Consider the following 19,655-nt stretch of genomic DNA (forward strand, 5'->3'; position numbering starts at 1 on the left):
ATGTTTCAAAAGGTAAGAGTATGGTTGCTATCATGCGACCTTTCGGTGAAATTGTTTCCACACCTTTCGAAATCAAACACACAGCCAGTGATATCCATTCACTTGTAGAACTCATCAACTCTGTTGAAGGTGAGTCCCGAATCGTTATGGAGCACACAGGACGTTATTATGAAGTCCTCGCACATCAGCTTTCAGAGGCAAATCTTTTCGTCAGTGCCATTAACCCAAAACTTATCAAAGACTTTGATAATGATTCTCTTCGCAAAGTGAAATCTGATAAAGCAGATGCTGTTAAGATTGCCCGATATGCACTTGACAAATGGCAAAATCTTAAACAGTATAATGTTATGGATGAATTACGCAATCAGCTCAAAACCATGAATCGTCAGTTCGGCTTTTACATGAAACACAAGACGGCTATGAAAAATAATCTTATCGGCATCCTTGACCAAACCTATCCTGGTGTGAATACTTACTTTGACAGTCCTGCACGCAGTGACGGCAGCCAGAAATGGGTTGATTTTGCATCTACATACTGGCATGTGGACTGTGTCCGTAAAGTGTCCCTGAATGCCTTTATCGACCATTATCAAAACTGGTGCAAACGCAAGAAGTACAACTTCAGTCAGTCAAAAGCTGAAGAAATCTATGGAAAAGCAAAGGAACTTGTTCCTGTACTTCCAAAGGATGCCATTACAAAGCTTATAATTAAACAGGCTGTGGACCAGCTTAACAGTGCCTCTACAACTGTTGAGTCACTACGCACTCTCATGAGTGAAACTGCATCCAAACTCCCTGAATATCCTGTCGTTATGGCTATGAAAGGTGTTGGAACTTCACTCGGATCTCAGTTGATGGCTGAGATCGGAGATGTTTCCCGTTTCACTCACAAAAGTGCTATTACTGCATTTGCCGGTGTAGATCCCGGTGTTAATGAATCTGGAAGTTATGAACAAAAAAGTGTTCCAACCTCAAAACGAGGTTCCTCTGATCTTAGAAAGACTTTATTTCAGGTAATGGATGTCCTAATTAAAACACATCCTCAAGATGATCCTGTTTATCAGTTCTTAGACAAGAAACGTGCTCAAGGCAAGCCTTACTATGTCTATATGACTGCAGGTGCCAACAAGTTTCTAAGAATCTACTACGGACGAGTGAAAGAATATCTTTCATCTCTTCCTGAATCTTAATTATCCACTAATATTTTCAGACCAGCACTGGTGTGGTGGTCTTATTTTGATACCAAGTTTTCAACCTGTATAAAATTTTCAATGTTCTTCAATTTAGCCTTGACTTTTTATTTGCAGGCTGTTTTTCTTCCTCCAACTCCCGGAGGACTTCATCGCCGTACTTATCAATCATCCGTACCAGAAAATCAATGCACCGCTCAAATTCAATATTCTGTTGCATAAGCTCCTCCCGTTATTGTTTGTTCTGAGCTTATTTTACAGAACCTGCCGGAAAACCACATTGAATAGAATTTGATTGTAAATTGACACAATCACTTTAAAAATATCCGTATTTTCTTGAATCGAATGTATGTTCGTGTTATGATAGATATACTCAATCTTAACTACGAAAGGGGAATTTCTATTGAATCGATGCGATTTTTCTTCTATTAGCACTTGCTTAAAAAATCATATCAGCGAAAGTAATCAAATGAGTCAGCCTGATTTTTTATACGAATTATTTGAAGATTTTATGGATGATCCGGCAATCTTCATCAGGATATTACTGACATGGATTTTATTGATGATCCGCCGGAAAGCACTGACCAGGAACGGTTTCAAAGACATAACCGTTTTCTGCATTCCCTGAAATCTGATACTCTGCTTATCATAGATAATTTTAATGTCACTGCCGCACAGGACAGTTTTCTGTCAGTAGTATTAAAATATCGCTGCCAGATTTTGTTTACAACCAGAAGCAAACTGGATGAATACTGTACTCTGCCATTAAAAGAAATAGAGGATATGAACGCTCTCTTCCAGCTGACATCAGTATTTTATTCAGAGGCAGACACGTACCGGGCAACAGTTGAAAAGATCATCGAAACTGTTCACTCTCATACTTTTGCCGTGGAACTGGCAGCAAAACTTCTGAAAAATGGAATCTCAACTCCAGACCAGTTATTAACAAGACTTCAGGTGGAAAAAGCAGCTTTCCATAACGAAGATAAAATTAAAATAATCAAAGATGGACAAAGCAGCAAGGCCACCTATTACAGTCATATCCATACGCTGTTTTCGTTATACACTTTATCTCTTAAACAGCAGGATATCATGTGTAATATGTGCTTTCTTCCTTCCACCGGTATTTCTGCCCGTATATTTGCCAAATGGCTGGAACTGCCCACACTAAATGAAATCAACGATTTAATTGAGACTGGTTTCGTTCAGACAACAACACGTCGCACTATCTCTCTGCATCCGATGATTCAGGAAATCACCCTTTCAGAGACAAAACCATCTGTAACTCGCTGCCACATATTACTGGATTTTCAGGCAACTCTTGAAACCAAACCTGAAAAAACAATAAAACTGGAAAAAGATGCGCTTCATATAAATGACAGCATACCTCAGATTGCCAATTATGCAATGTTCCTGACAGAACAGCAGGAACCCGAAAGAGGAATCTCCGAATTGCAAAAATTATCCGGCATCATCAAGGAATACCATTCCGATGAATGTCTGGATTATGCCAAAGTACAGGAAACCCTTGCAACCATTTATCTGATGACCGCCAATCTTTCACACGCCAAAACACATTTTAAAAAAGCTTTCAAAATATATGAAAAGATCTGGGCTGATGAGCCTGAAATGATTGAAGCAAAATATCTGGAGATTCAGGAGTTATATCCACAGATTGGATTTTCCATTGGAAAAACTCTATCCGGTCTTTTAACAAAATAAGTACAATTTACGGCGGGCAACTTGCCCGCCGTTATATTCAACTATTCGTCAAATAAATATATGCATCTTCCAAAGTGATATCATTATCCAGGACACAATTCTCATTTGGCTTTCCTTTGCTTAATACTTTCATATGAATTCCATTTTCTACATACTGCTTAGATGAAATAGAATAATTGGCTTCTAACAAACGGGCCTCATCTACATTTTGTACCGTACAATTCCAAACACAGCCCTTTGCATTTTCCAGCAATCCACTCACGCTTCCGGAATATAAAAAATTTCCTTTTTTCATAATGGCAAGCTGTGTACAGGTTGCTGCTAAATCTTCTACTACATGAGTGGAAAACAGCACAGTTCTATCCTTTGAAAAATCAACCAGAAGATTGCGGATCCTAATCCTTTCTTCCGGATCTAACCCGGTGGTAGGTTCATCAATAATCAAAAAATCCGGATTGTTAAGAAGTGCCTGTATGAGTCCGACACGTCTCTTCATACCACCAGATAATTGCCGCATTTTTTTATTCTGATGCTCTGTAAGAGAAGTCTTTTCCAAATAATAGGTAATTCTTTGTTTGAGGTCATTTGTGGATACTCCTGATAGTCCACCCATATATACAAGACATTCTTTCACCGTAAGATTCGGATATAAGTCGATTTCCTGTGGAAGATAACCAATCTTTTTCTGTATTTTTTCATAATTTCCCTCGTTATACAGAATTCCATCAAGCGAAACCAATCCTTCCGTTTGTTTTAAAACGGTTGTAAGAACCCTCATCAGCGTGGTTTTTCCCGCACCATTCTCTCCCAAAAGTCCGTAAATTCCCTTAGGTATTTCAAGAGATGCCTTATTTACTGCAACTACACCATTTTTAAATCTAACTGTTAAATCATTTATTCTAATACTCATAATCTATCCTCTTTTCTTTAAAGCCATTGGTAATACTGCAAATAAAAACAGCCCCGCTATAAAAGACACAAGCGTTCCATAAATCCAACTCTCGGACATTAATTGAGTAGGTTCACAAAAGCTGAAAGAAAACAATCCCAGATTTCCGAAAAATGAACTTCCCGCTTTTGATATAAGTCCAATGACAATTCCAAATAAACATCCAATACCTGCCCACATATTTCGAAGCAATGTACACAAAATCACAGAGCATATACTCCAAAGCCAGATAGTTCCAAACATTGCAATGAAATATAAAAGAAATATCTGAATACCCGAAATGCCTTCGTTTACACTGCCCGGTTTTTGCCAGAAAAACAAAACATATCCAACACAAGAAAGTATTAATAAATATAATATTTGAACGCCCACTCTCTGCGATATTACTTTTAACTGCTTTTTTTGATCATACAAATGAAATACATCGGCACGCTTACTTTTTACTTCCATCAAATATGTGTCACTACAAAAAATAATTGTTAAAAATGCTATTGGCGACTGAATCGCTGAACCGATTTCTTCATAGTATATAATCGGATGAATAGCACACAATATCAGTATAAATGCACATGAATAAAAAATCTTATATAACGACAGGCAGTTTTTGAGTTCCGTTTTCAATGAACCCTCCTCCTTTTCCAGATTGTAACAGAAATACATACTAATATAACAGATGAGATCACAAGCATAATCTGATTTATATTTGACATTTTGGCTACATGTGTTTCAAAAAATCTGCCAGGGAATCGCACCATAATAGAGAACGGTCTCATATAATAAATATCATTCTTCATGGTCAGCATATTTGAATATATAATGTGTAAAAACAAGATTGGTGCTGCCGGAAGCGGATTTTTAAATATTACTGCTGTAATTGTATAGACACAACATATCATCAAAAGATTCGGAACAATATAGATCAGAGAATTCACGCAAAAATCAATTGGTGTTACTGGAAAGCCCGATTCTAAAGACGTTTTCAAACACAGCATAAAGAATATAACATTCAAAATCACTAATATTCCCAGCATACTAATGAATCCGCTTATTACTTTCCCACATATATATTGGATTGCCGTAACAGGCTTTGTATGTAATAATTCATAGGTACTTTTTCGTGTATCCTGAATAAATAAAAATGATAGCAAGACTGTTGCAAAAAAGGCCATATGCAATCCTGCAAAATCCGTAAATTTTTTTGCAAAGTACCAGGAAAAAGAATGTTCGGATAATTTCTGTTCGATATTATAATGATTGATTTCTTCTGCTGTCCCCTTATGAATTTCAAGGTCCTCATAAGCATATATTGCATTATAATAGCCATATTGGGATTTCAAAAACTCAGAAGCAGTCTTTACATCCATATTCTGAATTTCTTTCATTACATGATCTGCTTCCTGCCTGCTAAATCCAAAACCATTTTTGGAGGTGTCCATTAACGTCTCTTTGATCGTATCTTCCCACTCCCTTCTTCTTTCTTTATCATCAGATGTGGGAATGTACCCATCCATGACATCAGCATCTTCCAATGCTACGTCATTTTGTGTGATCTGTTCATTCTGTTTGATATAATGAATTTGCAAATACGATGACAGACATTGATACATACTGGCAACTATAATAATCAAGCCAATCCACAAAACAGGGTTCTTTAAATAATCAAGTATACTTCTTTTTATGATTGTTTTCATTGTATCTCTTCCTTTCTTTATTTCTTTAACAACATCATACAAATCAATTCTCAATAAATTCACAACAAAAAAGACTAAAACCACTTTATTTGTGATTTCAGCCTTATAAAGTATTTTTATTCAGCTTTGAAAAGAGCTTCTACATGAGCACCGCCTTGTCTGGCATTATTTATTTTCAAATTTCCTCCATGCTTTTCACAGAAAATACGAGAAATATACATACCAAGGCCAAAATGCTTTAAATCATCTTGTGGATTCTTATGATAAAATGGCTCTGTTACTTTTTCCTCAGTATCTACAAATCCTATTCCATCATCTTCAACAGAAATTATAAGAAAACCATCCTTTTTCTTTATCTGCAAAGCAATACTTTTTTGTGCATATCGAACCGCATTTTCCAGTAAATTGTCTGTCACTTCCATGACAAGTTCCTCATCCACTTTCACAATGTTTTGTTCCTGCGCTCTTTCTACCTTACATAATTTACTTTCCTTCTTGGACAGAATGGCAGCTTCTGCCTCAATCTTTTTTGCCAGTTCCGATAATTCTATCTCTGAGCATTGCAGTTCCCTCTGTTCTAAATGGGACATTTTTCTCATGTTTTCCGTGAAATGCTCTATACGATCAATCTGATACATGCCTGTTTGTAAGATATCAATAACATCCTCTGTTTTTATACTCTCAGCAGAAACAAACTCTAAGAGCATTTCCTGATACCCACGCAATATGGAAAGTGGAGAACGTATATCATGTGCAATTGCATTCCGCAAAGCCTTCTCGTCATCAATCATTCGCCACATCTTTCTGTTGTTATCTGCTAAAGCACTTCGCATCATTTCAAATTCTTTACACAAAGTTCCCATCTCATCTTTATTTTCATAGGACACATGAAAATCCAGTTCATTATCTGCAATCATTTGTGAGGCATCTTTTAGTTCCTGTAGAGGTGTCTTTAACTTATTTTTATAAAAAAAGAATACCGCAGCAACACTCCCAACAATCGAAAAAATCAGTACCGAATATGTTTCCATAAAGTCACACATTTCCGAAAGATGATAGTCCAAACGATTCATCTGCGATTGATTAGGTCTTGATATCTCAATCTCGTATTTCTTTCCATATTGCTGAAACACGTCCGTATAATCTGCATAATCAATATATTTTTCCCATATTTTATTCTGCATATTTCTTGCAAAATGAACTGTAAATCCAGATAACAGAAATGCTGCCGTTAAGCTGATCACAAAATAAAGCAGAATTGTTTTTTTCAGTGACAAGTTTCTTATTTTTTCCATCGGTATCCAATCCCCCATACAGTTTCTATGTATTCTTTTTCTGAATAATCCGCTATTTTTTTCCTTATACGCCGTACTAATTCCGTTATCGTTCTACTGTCCCCTTCCGCATCATATCCACAGACTTGTGCATATATACGTTCTTTATCAAACACCTGCCCTGGATGCATGGATAAGAATTCAATAATCTGATATTCAATTTTTGTGAACTCCATCCTGTGTCCAGCTATAGCTACTATTTTTTCAGAATAATCAATCAGCATTTCATCCATGAAGCGGTATTCTGTTTTTTGTTGATGCCTTTCTTCTCTCTTTATGTTTGTGACAATCCTTGCTTCCAACTCCCGAAGACTAAATGGTTTCGTAATATAATCATCCCCACCCGAAAGCAACCCATTAATTTTATCATCTTCGTCAACTCTTGCTGTTAGAAATAAAATTGGACATAACACTTTACTGCGTATCAGACGACATACTTCAATCCCATCCATGCGTGGCATATTGATATCCAACAAAATAATATCCGGTTTCATTTCTATTTTATTTAATGCTTCCATTCCATCTGTAGCCGTAATGGTTTCATATTGTTTCATATTAAAATAACTACAAAGCATTTTCACCAATTCTTTATCATCATCGACAACTAAAATCTTGTATTTCATCCAAACCACCTCCAGTATCCATATTATACGATAAAAAACAATGAAATCACAACAAGAGTACATGAAGAACGTAAGCACAATATATCTTTTTTCTCAATTCCTGCTCAATTTCCCCTCAATGCCTTTTTCCTCCGATTTTCGTATGCTTTTCCCACAGCAAAGCAGTACCACACCGGTACGACCTGCTGAATCAATCAATACGAAAACGGAGGTATTTTTTATGCGAGAACTCAGAAACACAAAAATCATTGCTGTAGATCATGGCTACGGCAATATGAAAACAGCAAACACCGTCACCCCAACCGGCATCAAAGCCTATGAAACTGAACCGATCTTCACCGGGAATATTCTGGAATACAACGGCATTTACTACCGGATCGGCGAAGGACACAAAGAATTTATCCCGGATAAAGCTATGGACGAAGAATATTATCTTCTGACACTAATGGCTATTGCAAGGGAACTGAATGTCTTTTCCATCCGTGAAGCAGATGTTCATCTGGCTGCCGGACTTCCTCTCACATGGATCAGAAATCAAAGAGAAGCTTTTCGTTCCTATCTGCTCCAGAATCCAGAAGTCCATTACCTTTTTAACGGCAAAGAGTATCATCTCCGCTTTGTGGGATGCAGCCTTTACCCACAGGGGTATCCGGCTATCGTAAACCAACTAGGAAATTTCAAGGGAACCAATCTCCTTGCAGATATCGGAAACGGAACCATGAACATTCTGTATGTCAACAATAAGAAAGCGCAGGAGAGCCGATGCTGGACAGAAAAACTTGGTGTAAACCAGTGCATGATTGCCGCAAAGAACGCTGTTCTGGACAAATTCGGAGTGAAAATTGAAGAATCCACAGTAGAACAGATTCTGCGGTTTGGAACAGCTGACATTTCAGCACCATATCTGGATTGTATCAGTTCTATTGCCAGACAGTATGTGGCAGAACTTTTTTCCACACTCCGCAAATATGAATACAATCCTGACCTAATGCGCCTGTATGTAGTTGGCGGCGGTGGATGTCTGATCCGTAACTTCGGAACTTATGACAAATCACGAGTCACTATCATTGATGACATCTGTGCCACCGCCAAAGGTTATGAATCTCTGGCTTATATGAACCTGAAAAGGAGGGGATAAATCATGCAGAACAATATCCGCAACACAAACCTGCGTTTTAATCTGGACAAAGAACAGCAACGGAGAGCCTGGGAATATTTACAGACGATGGACAGGCAGGATTTTAAATCTTACAGTCAGGTAATCTCTCTTGCGCTGGTAGATTATTTTGACCGCTACTACCGCACACAGGCTGATCCTTATCTGGAAACAAGAGAGCGGGAAGAACTTTTTGTGAAACAAATTGTAGATGCAGTGGAATACAGCCTGAAACAGTCATTGCCACTTTTTCTTTCCGGACTGACTGCAGGCATGGTGCAAAGGGAGCCCCAAATCAGGGCGCCCTTTCCAACACCTGAAAATTCACAGCCAGATAGTGATATAGACTGGGATTTTCTTGGAGAATAAACCTTTTTGATTGGAGGTGAACGCATGACTGACTTTCTGACAGCAGACACCAACCTGCCATCTTATATGATGTTTCCCCGTTTCCTTCTGGACATGGAAATAAACGAAACCGCCAAAATGCTTTATATTATCCTGCTCGACCGGGCAAGGCTTTCCCAGAAAAGTGAGGGCTGGTCAGATACAGATGGTCATGTGTTCATTTACTTTACGATTGAAGCAGACCGCTGTGAAATCAACCGTCAGATTCGTGCGGATAACAAAATGCTCCGAGAATTAAAAGCAAAGGTAGCAAAACTGGCTGAAGCTGTAGAAAAGTCTATTCCAATAATAGCTGAAACGTTAGAAGCGATCCGCAATCATATGATTTTTACACAGTATCATTTACTTCATAATGAGATGCAAAAAGAAGTGATCCATGACTGGATGAATCATTTTAATCCAATACTGAATAAATACAACACAGTTAAAAAGGAACTCAAAGCTAAAGTTACGGAACGGAAATAACTGAATATGCAAAAGGATAAAACCAGTATTTTGAATCCCATCCGGCATATAAAATTAAATCAGCAGCTTACCACTATTACCGAAGAAATCGAAGAACTGAAATCAAGGAAAGAGCAGCTAATCTTCCAGGCAGAATGCTCTACCGATAAAGATATGACGAATCTATCCAAAAAATATGACCAGATGAATAACAATCTTGATATCCTGGATTCTCAGGACATCTCGCTCAAAAAACAGCTTGAAAAAGATGCCGCCGCTTTCCGGGAAGAAAAATTTCGTCCTGAACCAGAACAGTATACAGAATTGCTGAACACCCGAATCCAGATACATCCTGATTTTCGGGATAAGCTAATCGAACAGCTCAAAGGTACTTTCGGTAAATATTATGACTATCACCGTCGTGATATTGCCGCCAATGAGGTAGATTATCTCAATGTGGAAGATCCTGATGTTTTTTCCCATTGTGCCTGGGAACTTGAATATCAGAGGAAACAGGAAGTTAGAAGAAATCAACCTGCTCGAACTAAGAAAAGGTCGTATGATACGGAATTATAATCATCTTTGGATAGCTATACTCTTTCTAACTTTTTCTAACACAAAATATTTTCAAACCTCTATCTTCCAAAAAGGCGTATGGATTCAAAACTTCCATACGCCAAGCTTATAGACCAGTCTATAACCTTATAAAATAAAAGTTGTCACCTTTTTCTTACATCTCATTTTCACACGAAGCAAAATAAAATTCAAGTCAGTTTATTTTTATATTTTAACTGGTGTTGTTATCTCTTTCAAATTTATATCACATAAATAATCTGCTTGTTTTTCATCCATTTTACCACCAACGTGCATATTAGATGATAGCGTTATTTTCTGATAATACGTATTCATAAACAAATCGTGATATTTTACATGTATAACAATATTAAAATTTTTATATTTTTGCATCACTTCGTGCTTTATAGTATACCTAAACATTTCTGATTCACCCAAATCAAGGAAATCATCTTCTGTAATTTTGTCAAAATTGAAATAAATATGTATAGGAAATGCAGCTTCCTCCCCTGGTTGCAATAAATTAACTGAACGATTTGATGTGTCAGCATTTCGTTGCATGAGAATTGGATAATGTTTTCGTCCATCATCAATCTCATCTATATCAAAATCAAATTCTACTGCAGGACCTAAACCAATATTTTTTATATAAATGATACTTGTGTATTCTGGTCCATTGTTTTCCTTTGGTTCACAGCCAATCGGCAATTCTGCAATAATCTTATTTGTTCCTACCAACTTATTGTCATGGACATAGCGCATTGAACAATAAGGCCGAACTTGCAATTCTCGATCTTTTTTATTTTGTTCATTCGTATACAAAATCGTAATAATAATACCTGCAAGAGAAACAATTGCACCTATGAGAGCACCTATGTATCCACCAAAAAAGCCAACCCAATCAGAATTTTCTATATTGCTTGGAAATTCGTTTCCTATTATTAGCCAATCCATAGCAATCGGTAGACCAATTATTAGTAATATTGATATTAATATGATGATAATTATCGTTTTCTTTCTCATAATGATTACCTTAAATAGAATCCAGCACTTTTTCAATGCACATTACATTTTTATCTTTGCATCTACAATTATTCCTTTTCGCCATATAGCTCAATCAATGATTTGTCCAGTTTTATTAAATAATACCACATTGTTAATCTATTTTCTATATACTACTTTTACAAACAGCCAAACATAAAGTGTAAAAAGCTCCCGAAGGAGCTTTCCATGCTTTAAATATACACTAATTCTTTCAACACAATCTCTTCTGCAGCATTCCGGATATTATTTACCGCTCTGACCCATTCCATCTGATCACAAACTTTCAATTCTTCCGTAATGCCCTGCCTCTCCATCATCTGACGCACCAGAATATCCATTCTCTCCTGTGCTTCATCGTCCACAGTATTCAGATGTTCTGTCAGTCTGTCTTCCAACATATACAGTGAATACATTGCCGGACGATGCTCTTTCAGATACGTTTTCCGAATCATTCCATATTTCCCATAATGCGGTTCTTCATCTGTACTGACAAGATTCGGATAGTAAATTCCGTCTGCGTCAAGTGTGTAGGTCCCACCCATTTTTTCAAATGTGCTTTTCATGTGTTATTCCTCCTTGAAATCAGCGATGTCCTTAGATCATCGCAAAATATTTCAGGGCAGCCTTAATAGCATCTTCTTTCTCTTTCGGACACTGTGGCACTTTGGGATTTTCTGTCTTTGGCAGATTATAGTTCTCTCCCACTTCAATTCCACATTTGCGTTTTACCTGAGAAATATATAAATTTGAAACCTTCAAGCCAAATTCTTTCAGCACATAATCTTTGATTTCCTGATAGGTTGCTTTCGTCTCTGCACTGGTTGCATCCAGCTCATCTAAGTCTAAGTCGATCTCTATCGTGTCATCTGGTTTTTGTTGGGACAAAAGAACTACCGTCTCGACATCGTTTTGTGTGAGCAACGAATATCTATCATCTTCCGCCTCATAGCTCACCGGAAATCGAAAGTCTATGTGCTTCAAAACTTTACCATCCAGAGTCTCATCTGGAAAAATTTCTATAGACTTGATGAAATTCTGAAAGAATTGCTTCTTTTCAAAATCCCCCATCTTGGTGTATAGTATATCAAAATCTCGCACAATTTTATATAGGCGTTCTGCCGAAATTTGTTCATCATAGGCACTTTCCATTTTTTCTGATAGTGTCGCAATCGCATCCTCAAGATTATCAATGCGATCATACAGATTATCTAATCTATCCTGCATGTCCTGATATTTCCTGTTGTAATGACGGTCAGTGACATCCAATTTGTCCATTTGCTCACTTAGTTTCTTCTTCGCTCCTTCAACCTGTCGAAGCTGTTCTCTTAGATTATTTCTCTCCATCTGAAGGTTGCTCACATCAACTTTATCTTCCATCTTGCTGGCTATAAAATCATAGAAATTCTTGTCACGAACCATATCAAGTACAATATGCTCAACTTCTTCATTCAGCTTTTCCTGTCTATAAGAATGTTTAAAATCACACTTCTGACCATTTTCAAGACGTCTGCGATGCTGGCATCTATAATAGAACTGATCTTTATATGCCCCTGTCTTTTTGTTCTTGCGGCGATTAACCATACCGCTAAGACCTGCTCCACAGATTGGGCACTTAACAATTCCAGATAAAATGTGTGCATGTTCCATACTATGTGTCTTAACCCAAGAGATGCCTGTCTCGGCACGTTTCTTCCTTACTGCATCCCAAGTCGCTTCATCAATAATTGCGTCATGCTTTCCATCAGCAAGAAGATAGTCATCATTCATAACCCTACGATACTCGTCTCTTGTTCCTTTGACCTTTTCAGTTTTAATTCTTCCATAAGCAATTTTTCCAAGATAAACAGGATTATCCAATATCTTCTTTACGATTCCTCTCGTGAAGTAACCAAGTTCAAAATCACGGCTACTCTTGCATAACAAGTGGTGGAAGTTTGAACTCTTCCTGTGCAAGTTTCAGTTTTTCTTCTGCTCTTGCTCTGCATCTAACCGCAGCTCTGCAGAAAGTACACCACTCACCAGGACAATATTCACCTTTCCCCTTCATTGCCATCTCAGCTTTTGGCTTTAATACTTCTTTCGCCCAAGTTTTCAGTTCTTCTACTGTAATTGTCCAAGTACTGACTTTTTCCCTCCTTGGTTGAAAGATAGACATCGAAACTTCTGAAATATCATAAAGGCTTTCATAAATTGCAAGTGCACCAAGTGAATAGCATTTCATTTGTGGATTCTCATAAGCGTCTACTAATACTCCCATTTCAAATGCATCAACACCATACTTTTGAACGGCCTTATCTACTACAATAGTGGAATGACGAAAATGCTCTTTCATTCTCACATCAACATCTCGAACAGTCTGTCCTATATATACTTTTCCATTATGGGTATTAACCATTTTATATATAACCATAACTCGATTGCCTTCTTTTATTAATTTGCCACCAGATAAATCTGTTTGTCATCAAAGCAGATTCGATCAGTATGATTGTAAATCTGAATCATATCTTCCATCTTATTTACGAAGATATGTGTTCCAGAATTGTTGAGTGCTGCAAACTGGTGAACTGCCTGCTTCTCCATACCAATTGCATTCTTCTTCAAATGAGTACCACCATTCTGAAGGAATTCATCAACTGGTCCTTCTTTCACGAGTGGTATGCTTCCAATGACCTTACCAACAGCTTTCCCTGCAGTACCAATACCCTTAAGTACATTTGCTTCTACCGCTAATCCGCCAAGTTTTTCAAGATACAAAGAACTCTTCTCAAACAATTCTCTATAACTTCCTGAAAGCTTTACAATCTCGTCCTTAATACCTGAAATATACTCTTCCTTGAAATTACCACCAAGCATGATTTCCATCATTGATGCAAGGGAATAAGTGTATAAAGCAAGTCTGTAGTACTTGAATCTTTTCTCCAATTCAGATAATGCTGATTTAACCTGTCCCTGTGCAACTAGCAACTTCTTAGATGACAAGAACTCAGTTACCTTCTTCTGATATGAAAGCATATGGCTTCGTGCAGTTCTCTTGATATCCATTACCATCTTATGGCTGTTCTGCACATACATTTCATTATCCCAATTATGCTTATAATTATTAATCAATTCTGTTAAAGTCTCAAGATCTCCTTCGACATTTACCTCATCTTTGATTTCAAGAAATGACAATATCTGCTTCTGAGTTTCTGCGATCTCACCTAGTTGCTTCTCAATAGAGTACAATGCAACAGCCATCATCATTGTCGCAGGATTGATTGCTGCCACAGCTTGCGATGTAGCCGTAAGTGGACCAGCTTCTGCCAACTGAACCATCTTAGAACTTCCTGCAGCCGTCTTCATAGCCCCCCAGGCATTTCCGTTCTTAGCCATCTTCAAAGTATCTCCTACAGCTTTATTAGCAATCGTGAAGAGACCATCTGTTGCAAGAGTGGTTGTCGTTGTCACTGTATTAAATGCCGGAACCAAAGAAGCGACACCTGCTCCTAATGTAGATAACTCTGCAATCGGAACACTCATAGTTTTCTTGTTGGCAAGTGATGATCGTGCATCTACTAAAAGTCCTTCTGTGATTTCCATCAAATCATTTGAGTCTTCAACCGGAACAAGACCATCTTCGTTTATTTTAATAATATCTCCCATATTCTTACCTCCACGCTGATATCATTCATATCAGCCGTTGTAGATTTCGCGTCTATTTCAAGAAAGGCCACTCCCCGTAGAGAGCAGCCTTATAGTGCTTACTTACCTTTTTTGATTTTGTAGTAATCTTCAGTATCTACACCAATCTCAACGATATCTTTATCTTTGACTTTTTTGTTGCTCAAGAGACAAACGGTCTCGACGTGCACCGTGCTCGGGAAAAGATCCACACACCCAATCCGTTCTACCTGATATCCTCTTCCCTGCAGAAGCTCCAGATCTCTTGCCAGGCTGGTCGGCTTGCAGGCAATATAAACCATTCTTTCCACACCAAAATCAATGATCTTTTCCAGTGCTTTCGGATGCACACCGTCTCTTGGTGGATCCAATACGATCAGATCCGGTACTTCACCCAGATCATCGATTACTTTCAACACATCTCCAGCCCAGAAGGTACAGTTATCGAGTCCATTTAAAGCAGCATTTTCTTTTGCAGCCTCTACTGCCTCTTCAACGATTTCCACACCTACTACTTTTTTTGCCACTGGTGCAAGGATCTGTGCAATCGTTCCGGTTCCACTGTAGAGATCAAAGATTACCTTATCTTTCGTCTCACCGATATAAGATCTTGCTGCTTCATAAAGCACTTCCGCGCCAAGGGAATTAGTCTGGAAGAAAGAAAATGGTGTGATCTTGAACTTCAGTCCCAGAAGTTCCTCATAGAAATAATCCTGTCCATATAAAATTTTGGTTCCTTCATCTTTTACCACATCCGCAAGGCTGTTGTTGGTTGTATGAAGAATTCCGGCAAGCTTCCCATCATAAGAAAGACCGGTAAGCTTTTCCACCAGTCTGGCTTCATCTAGCTGTGCCTCCGATGTTGTTACCAGATCAATCAGAATTTCTCCGGTGCGAACTGCCTTTCTCACAAGAAGATGACGGAAAAATCCAGTATGGCGCATTCTGTGATAATACGGAAGACCTGTATCTGTCGCAAACCCCAGAACAGCCTTTATAATTCGTCTGAAATCCTCATCCACAATCTTGCATTCTGTAACATTTACAATATCGTGAAAGCTGCCTCTTTTATGCATGCCAAGTGCAAGAGGTCCGTCCTTATATTCGTCTCCAAAAGAAAATTCCATTTTATTGCGATATGCATCTCTGACCGGGCTTTCTTTAACACCCTCCCAGATATAATCACCATCAACCGCCGCATCCATCATTGCATGGATCTGCGCTTCCTTCATCTCCACCTGCTTTTCATACGGCAGATTCTGATAAGTGCATCCGCCACAGACTCCAAAATGCGGACATGCCGGCTGACATTCTTCCGGTGAATGCTCCAGAATTTCCAGAAGCCGTCCCTCTGCCTGACCTTTTCGTATCTTATTCACCGCGAAACGCACCTTTTGTTCCGGAACGGTATTCTTCACGATCACTTTTTTTTCTTCGTCCTCTACCACGGCAAATCCTTTATTCGGGAAATCTACCCTTTCTATATATCCTTCTAATATCTGTCCTTTTTTCATCTATCTATATACCCTCACATAGAAAAGGCAGGAATCTTTGACAATTCCTGCCTTCGCTGCTTTCTTAATATTACTGTACTTCATCTTCATCACTGAAGAAATCATTGTCGAAATCATCGTCAAAATCTTCTTCAAAGTCTTCCAGATAATCCGGAGTAAAGAAACAATATACTGCATATGCAATTGCTGCAACTGCTGCTACCGCACCGATAATTGCAAGAATCCAGAGAACAGTTGTCTTCTGATCATCATCTTTCTTATGCATCATATCGTTGAGTTTCGTTGTTGCAAGTAATTCTTCGATTCTGTTCATCTCCATACACGCCCTTTCTGCCGTCACTCTCTGCTTCGGCTCACTCATTGTTTATAGCTAGTATACCACAAATCCATGCATAATTTCCACCATATTGCACAGATTTTCCGAAAAAGAATGTGTTTCTTAGGCACATAGTGCAATTTTAGTCAATTTTCTGCAGTTTTGCAAACATGGCAAACATCTTCTTCGTGCCCGCCGTATCAAAGTCCACAGTCACTTCATAGTCTCGTCCGCCTTCTGTGATCTGTGTCACCAGACCTTCCCCAAACTTAATATGACGCACTCTGTCCCCCACATCATATCCCGGACCTTTTCCCTTGGTCACAGTAAACTGCTGTGCAGGCTTTGTCGCTGCGAACGCTTTTGTCGCAAATGCCTGCTTTGCCTGACGGTAAGCAGATACCTTTGGTTCCTCCTCTGTCTGCTCCTTTTTGAACAGGGCACCGGTAGAAAGCAGACTCAGCGGAATCTCTTTTAAGAATCTGGACATCTTATTATACTGTGTCTCACCGTGTACCATCCGTCGTCTTGCACAGGTCAGCGTCAGATTCTCCTTTGCACGGGTAATTCCCACATAGCAGAGTCTTCTCTCTTCTTCCAGCTCTGCCGGATCATCTGCCGTGATCGTCATATAGCTTGGGAAAATCCCATCTTCCAGGCCGGCGAGATAGACGTGTGGAAATTCCAGGCCTTTCGCACTATGTAAAGTCATCAGCACCACATAGTCCGTCTCCTCATCAAGACTGTCGATATCTGCAACCAATGCCACTTGCTCTAAAAAACCGGAAAGTGTCGATTTTTCATCTTCTGCTTCACAGGACTCCTCGTATGCAACAATTTTATTCCGGAGCTCTTCAATATTTTCCAGACGGCTTTCTGCTTCTTCATCAGAATCTGCCTGCAGTTCTTCTACATATCCAGTCGCATCGATAATCTCATCCATCAATTCCGCTACACTCATGCGTTCGCCTTCGGCTTTAAAATGCTCAATCAGGGCTGCAAAGGATTCGATTTTGCCAAGCGCACGTCCGATTCCCGGAACCGATCCTGCAGCCAGGATTGCTTCATAGAAACTGATCTCCCGTTCCGTTGCATAATCCTGTACCCTTCCGATAGTTGTCAGTCCGATTCCCCTCTTCGGTACATTGATGATCCTCCGTACTGCCAGATCATCTTTTCCATTATCTACTGTTTTTAAATATGCCAGCAGATCCTTTATTTCGCGTCTTGCATAGAAGTTTACTCCACCAACGATCTTATACGGAACATTGGATACCACCATCTTTTCCTCGAATATACGTGACTGCGCATTGGTTCTGTATAAAATAGCGAAATCCTTATATTCTCTTTTTCCACTGTTCACCTTGTCTTTGATATCACTGACAATATAATCCGCCTCATCGTAAGCAGAATCAAACTGACGGAACTGAATCTTCTCCCCCTCACCATTCTCGGTCCAGAGCGACTTCTCTTTTCGTCCTGTATTGTGACGGATCACTTCATTTGCGGCGTTCAGGATTGTGGATGTGGAACGGTAATTCTGTTCTAGCTTGATCACTTTCGCATTCGGATATTCTTTTTCAAAATTCAGGATATTCATGATATTCGCACCCCTGAATTTGTAGATCGACTGGTCGTCATCACCAACTACACACAAATTCTGATACTTACCAGCAAGAAGGCTTACCAGCTTAAACTGTACCGTATTCGTATCCTGATACTCATCCACCATGATATAACGGAATCTTTCCTGATAATACTCCAGCACGTCCGGCTGTGTCTGAAGAAGCTGTACCGTCTTTAAAAGCAGATCGTCAAAATCGAGTGCATTGTTAGCTTTCAGCTGCTTTTCATACTCGGTATAAACCTGTGCAATCTTCTTTTTCGCCCAATCCCCTTCCGCACGAAGTGTCATCTCTTCCGGTGTGACAAGCTCATCTTTTGCAGAAGAAATCGCACTAAGAAGCGACCGTTCTTTAAACATTTTCGTATCAATCTGCAAATATTTACACACATCCTTGATCAGTGTCTTCTGATCATCTGCATCATAAATCGTAAAATTTGTATCATACCCAAGCCGGTCAATATATCTGCGCAGGATCCGCACACACATTGAATGGAAGGTGCTCACCCAGATACTCTCCGAACCGAATCCAACAATCTGATCCACTCTCTCACGCATCTCCCCGGCTGCCTTGTTCGTAAATGTGATCGCCAGGATATTCCATGGGTTCACACCTATCTGATCGATCAGCCAGGCAATCCTGTGTGTAAGGACACGTGTCTTACCGGATCCTGCTCCGGCAAGAATCAGAAGCGGGCCCTCTGTATAGAAAACGGCCTCCTGCTGTCTGTCATTTAATGTATCATAAATACTCATATTTTTGTTCCTCTTTCTTCTCCTCTCTCGAGGCTCTATTGCATCATTATATTATAAAAAAAGTGGGGTGTCAAAGAATCTCTCGTCCCTATTTTTCGTCGTAAAAATAGAAAAATACAGCTCCTTTTTTCTTATCTGTAAAATTTTGCAAAATATCTGGACTTTAAAATTTTAATGTGCTAATATGTCATTGTATGAATGAGTGGGGTAGTTTATGTCACACTCTTATTGATTATTTGTCATGGAGGGATAATATAATGAGTAGAAAAATCAGAACAGAAGCGGTCGATTCTTTATTTGATGCCGTTCTCAGTCTGAAAAGCAGAGAAGAATGCTACACATTCTTTGAAGATGTCTGCACGATCAATGAGCTTTTATCGCTTTCACAGCGTTTTGAAGTAGCTAAGATGCTACGTGATCAGAAAACATACCTGGAGATTGCAGAAAAGACTGGTGCTTCCACAGCAACAATCAGCCGCGTAAACCGCTCTCTTAATTATGGTAATGATGGATACGATATGGTATTTGAGAGACTTCAGGCGGGGGCTGAAGAATCTGAATCTTAATTTTACAGACATCGGCAGGAGTTGGTAGTAACAGCTATTGCCAAACAGATAATAGTAAAAAGGAACGAATTTCAAAATCTGAAAT

18 protein-coding genes and 3 pseudogenes are annotated in these 19,655 nt (G+C 38.9%); 7 read left to right on the forward strand and 14 right to left on the reverse strand.

Features of this window, described 5'->3' with window-relative positions; translation table 11 throughout:
• On the forward strand, positions 1-1,190 hold a 1,190-nt coding region (locus PGW42_RS13305), incomplete at its 5' end, for an IS110 family transposase (RefSeq protein ID WP_270235155.1).
• Positions 1,191-1,278: 88 nt separating this feature from the next.
• Here PGW42_RS13305 and PGW42_RS13310 read toward each other — a convergent pair.
• A complete protein-coding gene (locus tag PGW42_RS13310) occupies positions 1,279-1,410 on the reverse strand; it encodes a hypothetical protein (protein ID WP_270235156.1) in 132 nt (43 codons plus the stop codon).
• A 299-nt stretch (positions 1,411-1,709) separates the two neighbouring features.
• Between PGW42_RS13310 and PGW42_RS13315 the strand changes: the two are divergent.
• Positions 1,710-2,912 (forward strand): annotated as a pseudogene (locus PGW42_RS13315) (tetratricopeptide repeat protein); the annotation flags it as partial.
• 37 nt (positions 2,913-2,949) lie between these two features.
• Here PGW42_RS13315 and PGW42_RS13320 read toward each other — a convergent pair.
• From PGW42_RS13320 to PGW42_RS13340, 5 genes are all read right to left on the reverse strand, one after another.
• On the reverse strand, positions 2,950-3,822 hold the full coding sequence (locus tag PGW42_RS13320) for an ATP-binding cassette domain-containing protein (protein WP_270203864.1): 873 nt from the start codon (positions 3,820-3,822) through the stop codon (positions 2,950-2,952).
• A 3-nt stretch (positions 3,823-3,825) separates the two neighbouring features.
• A complete protein-coding gene (locus PGW42_RS13325; RefSeq protein WP_270203863.1) occupies positions 3,826-4,482 on the reverse strand; it encodes a transporter in 657 nt (218 codons plus the stop codon).
• The gene (locus tag PGW42_RS13330; RefSeq protein WP_270203867.1) at positions 4,479-5,552 is read right to left on the reverse strand and encodes an ABC transporter permease subunit; all 1,074 of its coding nucleotides are present in this window, start codon (positions 5,550-5,552) and stop codon (positions 4,479-4,481) included. Before PGW42_RS13330 ends, PGW42_RS13325 begins: the two co-directional genes overlap by 4 nt.
• Positions 5,553-5,668: 116 nt before the next feature.
• Complete coding sequence (locus PGW42_RS13335; RefSeq protein ID WP_270203862.1) at positions 5,669-6,847, reverse strand: sensor histidine kinase; 1,179 nt, start codon at positions 6,845-6,847, stop codon at positions 5,669-5,671.
• A complete protein-coding gene (locus PGW42_RS13340) occupies positions 6,835-7,509 on the reverse strand; it encodes a response regulator transcription factor (protein ID WP_009265792.1) in 675 nt (224 codons plus the stop codon). Before PGW42_RS13340 ends, PGW42_RS13335 begins: the two co-directional genes overlap by 13 nt.
• Before the next feature lie 220 nt (positions 7,510-7,729).
• On the opposite strand from PGW42_RS13340, the gene PGW42_RS13345 reads away from it, so the two are divergent.
• From PGW42_RS13345 to PGW42_RS13360, 4 genes and pseudogenes are all read left to right on the forward strand, one after another.
• Complete coding sequence (locus PGW42_RS13345) at positions 7,730-8,647, forward strand: ParM/StbA family protein (RefSeq protein ID WP_270203861.1); 918 nt, start codon at positions 7,730-7,732, stop codon at positions 8,645-8,647.
• 3 nt (positions 8,648-8,650) lie between these two features.
• Positions 8,651-9,034 carry an adenylate cyclase gene (locus PGW42_RS13350; RefSeq protein ID WP_270203860.1) on the forward strand — a complete coding sequence of 128 codons (384 nt, stop codon included), beginning with the start codon at positions 8,651-8,653 and terminating at the stop codon, positions 9,032-9,034.
• 24 nt (positions 9,035-9,058) lie between these two features.
• Positions 9,059-9,253: pseudogene (locus PGW42_RS16180) on the forward strand (replication initiator protein A); the annotation flags it as partial.
• A pseudogene (locus PGW42_RS13360) lies at positions 9,251-10,093 on the forward strand (MobQ family relaxase); the annotation flags it as partial. The pseudogenes PGW42_RS16180 and PGW42_RS13360, both read left to right, overlap by 3 nt.
• Before the next feature lie 204 nt (positions 10,094-10,297).
• Here the strand turns inward: PGW42_RS13360 and PGW42_RS13365 are convergent.
• From PGW42_RS13365 to pcrA, 8 genes are all read right to left on the reverse strand, one after another.
• The gene (locus PGW42_RS13365; RefSeq protein WP_270203857.1) at positions 10,298-11,113 is read right to left on the reverse strand and encodes a hypothetical protein; all 816 of its coding nucleotides are present in this window, start codon (positions 11,111-11,113) and stop codon (positions 10,298-10,300) included.
• A 212-nt stretch (positions 11,114-11,325) separates the two neighbouring features.
• Positions 11,326-11,697, reverse strand: coding sequence for a TnpV protein (locus PGW42_RS13370; RefSeq protein ID WP_270203856.1), 372 nt, complete (start codon positions 11,695-11,697; stop codon positions 11,326-11,328).
• 31 nt (positions 11,698-11,728) lie between these two features.
• Positions 11,729-13,087: a recombinase zinc beta ribbon domain-containing protein gene (locus PGW42_RS13375; protein ID WP_330677054.1), complete on the reverse strand. Its 1,359-nt coding sequence runs from the start codon at positions 13,085-13,087 to the stop codon at positions 11,729-11,731.
• Entirely contained in the window at positions 13,041-13,544 is a 504-nt protein-coding gene (locus PGW42_RS13380) for a DUF2800 domain-containing protein (protein WP_330677055.1), read from the reverse strand. The genes PGW42_RS13375 and PGW42_RS13380 overlap by 47 nt, the downstream gene beginning before the upstream one ends.
• A gap of 20 nt (positions 13,545-13,564) precedes the next feature.
• Complete coding sequence (locus tag PGW42_RS13390; protein ID WP_270203855.1) at positions 13,565-14,776, reverse strand: hypothetical protein; 1,212 nt, start codon at positions 14,774-14,776, stop codon at positions 13,565-13,567.
• Positions 14,777-14,874: 98 nt separating this feature from the next.
• Positions 14,875-16,308, reverse strand: coding sequence for a 23S rRNA (uracil(1939)-C(5))-methyltransferase RlmD (rlmD, locus tag PGW42_RS13395; RefSeq protein ID WP_270203854.1), 1,434 nt, complete (start codon positions 16,306-16,308; stop codon positions 14,875-14,877).
• Positions 16,309-16,378: 70 nt separating this feature from the next.
• The gene (locus PGW42_RS13400; RefSeq protein ID WP_044998722.1) at positions 16,379-16,621 is read right to left on the reverse strand and encodes a hypothetical protein; all 243 of its coding nucleotides are present in this window, start codon (positions 16,619-16,621) and stop codon (positions 16,379-16,381) included.
• Between the two features lie 145 nt (positions 16,622-16,766).
• Positions 16,767-19,004 carry a DNA helicase PcrA gene (gene pcrA, locus PGW42_RS13405; protein WP_055157637.1) on the reverse strand — a complete coding sequence of 746 codons (2,238 nt, stop codon included), beginning with the start codon at positions 19,002-19,004 and terminating at the stop codon, positions 16,767-16,769.
• A 257-nt stretch (positions 19,005-19,261) separates the two neighbouring features.
• Between pcrA and PGW42_RS13410 the strand changes: the two genes are divergently transcribed.
• On the forward strand, positions 19,262-19,570 hold the full coding sequence (locus PGW42_RS13410) for a YerC/YecD family TrpR-related protein (protein ID WP_022220320.1): 309 nt from the start codon (positions 19,262-19,264) through the stop codon (positions 19,568-19,570).
• Positions 19,571-19,655 lie beyond the last annotated feature (85 nt).

Source organism: Coprococcus sp. TM115-187, from assembly GCF_027679115.1.
Lineage (GTDB): Bacteria > Bacillota > Clostridia > Lachnospirales > Lachnospiraceae > Allocoprococcus > Allocoprococcus comes.

Coding starts and splice junctions, on each gene's coding strand:
- PGW42_RS13365 (WP_270203857.1), bottom strand. CDS start 11,113: ATGAGAAAGAAAACGATAATTATCATCATATTAATATCAATATTACTA.
- PGW42_RS13320 (WP_270203864.1), bottom strand. CDS start 3,822: ATGAGTATTAGAATAAATGATTTAACAGTTAGATTTAAAAATGGTGTA.
- PGW42_RS13335 (WP_270203862.1), bottom strand. CDS start 6,847: ATGGAAAAAATAAGAAACTTGTCACTGAAAAAAACAATTCTGCTTTAT.
- PGW42_RS13400 (WP_044998722.1), bottom strand. CDS start 16,621: ATGAACAGAATCGAAGAATTACTTGCAACAACGAAACTCAACGATATG.
- rlmD (WP_270203854.1), bottom strand. CDS start 16,308: ATGAAAAAAGGACAGATATTAGAAGGATATATAGAAAGGGTAGATTTC.
- PGW42_RS13310 (WP_270235156.1), bottom strand. CDS start 1,410: ATGCAACAGAATATTGAATTTGAGCGGTGCATTGATTTTCTGGTACGG.
- PGW42_RS13390 (WP_270203855.1), bottom strand. CDS start 14,776: ATGGGAGATATTATTAAAATAAACGAAGATGGTCTTGTTCCGGTTGAA.
- PGW42_RS13350 (WP_270203860.1), top strand. CDS start 8,651: ATGCAGAACAATATCCGCAACACAAACCTGCGTTTTAATCTGGACAAA.
- PGW42_RS13340 (WP_009265792.1), bottom strand. CDS start 7,509: ATGAAATACAAGATTTTAGTTGTCGATGATGATAAAGAATTGGTGAAA.
- PGW42_RS13330 (WP_270203867.1), bottom strand. CDS start 5,552: ATGAAAACAATCATAAAAAGAAGTATACTTGATTATTTAAAGAACCCT.
- PGW42_RS13345 (WP_270203861.1), top strand. CDS start 7,730: ATGCGAGAACTCAGAAACACAAAAATCATTGCTGTAGATCATGGCTAC.
- PGW42_RS13380 (WP_330677055.1), bottom strand. CDS start 13,544: ATGGTTATATATAAAATGGTTAATACCCATAATGGAAAAGTATATATA.
- PGW42_RS13410 (WP_022220320.1), top strand. CDS start 19,262: ATGAGTAGAAAAATCAGAACAGAAGCGGTCGATTCTTTATTTGATGCC.
- pcrA (WP_055157637.1), bottom strand. CDS start 19,004: ATGAGTATTTATGATACATTAAATGACAGACAGCAGGAGGCCGTTTTC.
- PGW42_RS13370 (WP_270203856.1), bottom strand. CDS start 11,697: ATGAAAAGCACATTTGAAAAAATGGGTGGGACCTACACACTTGACGCA.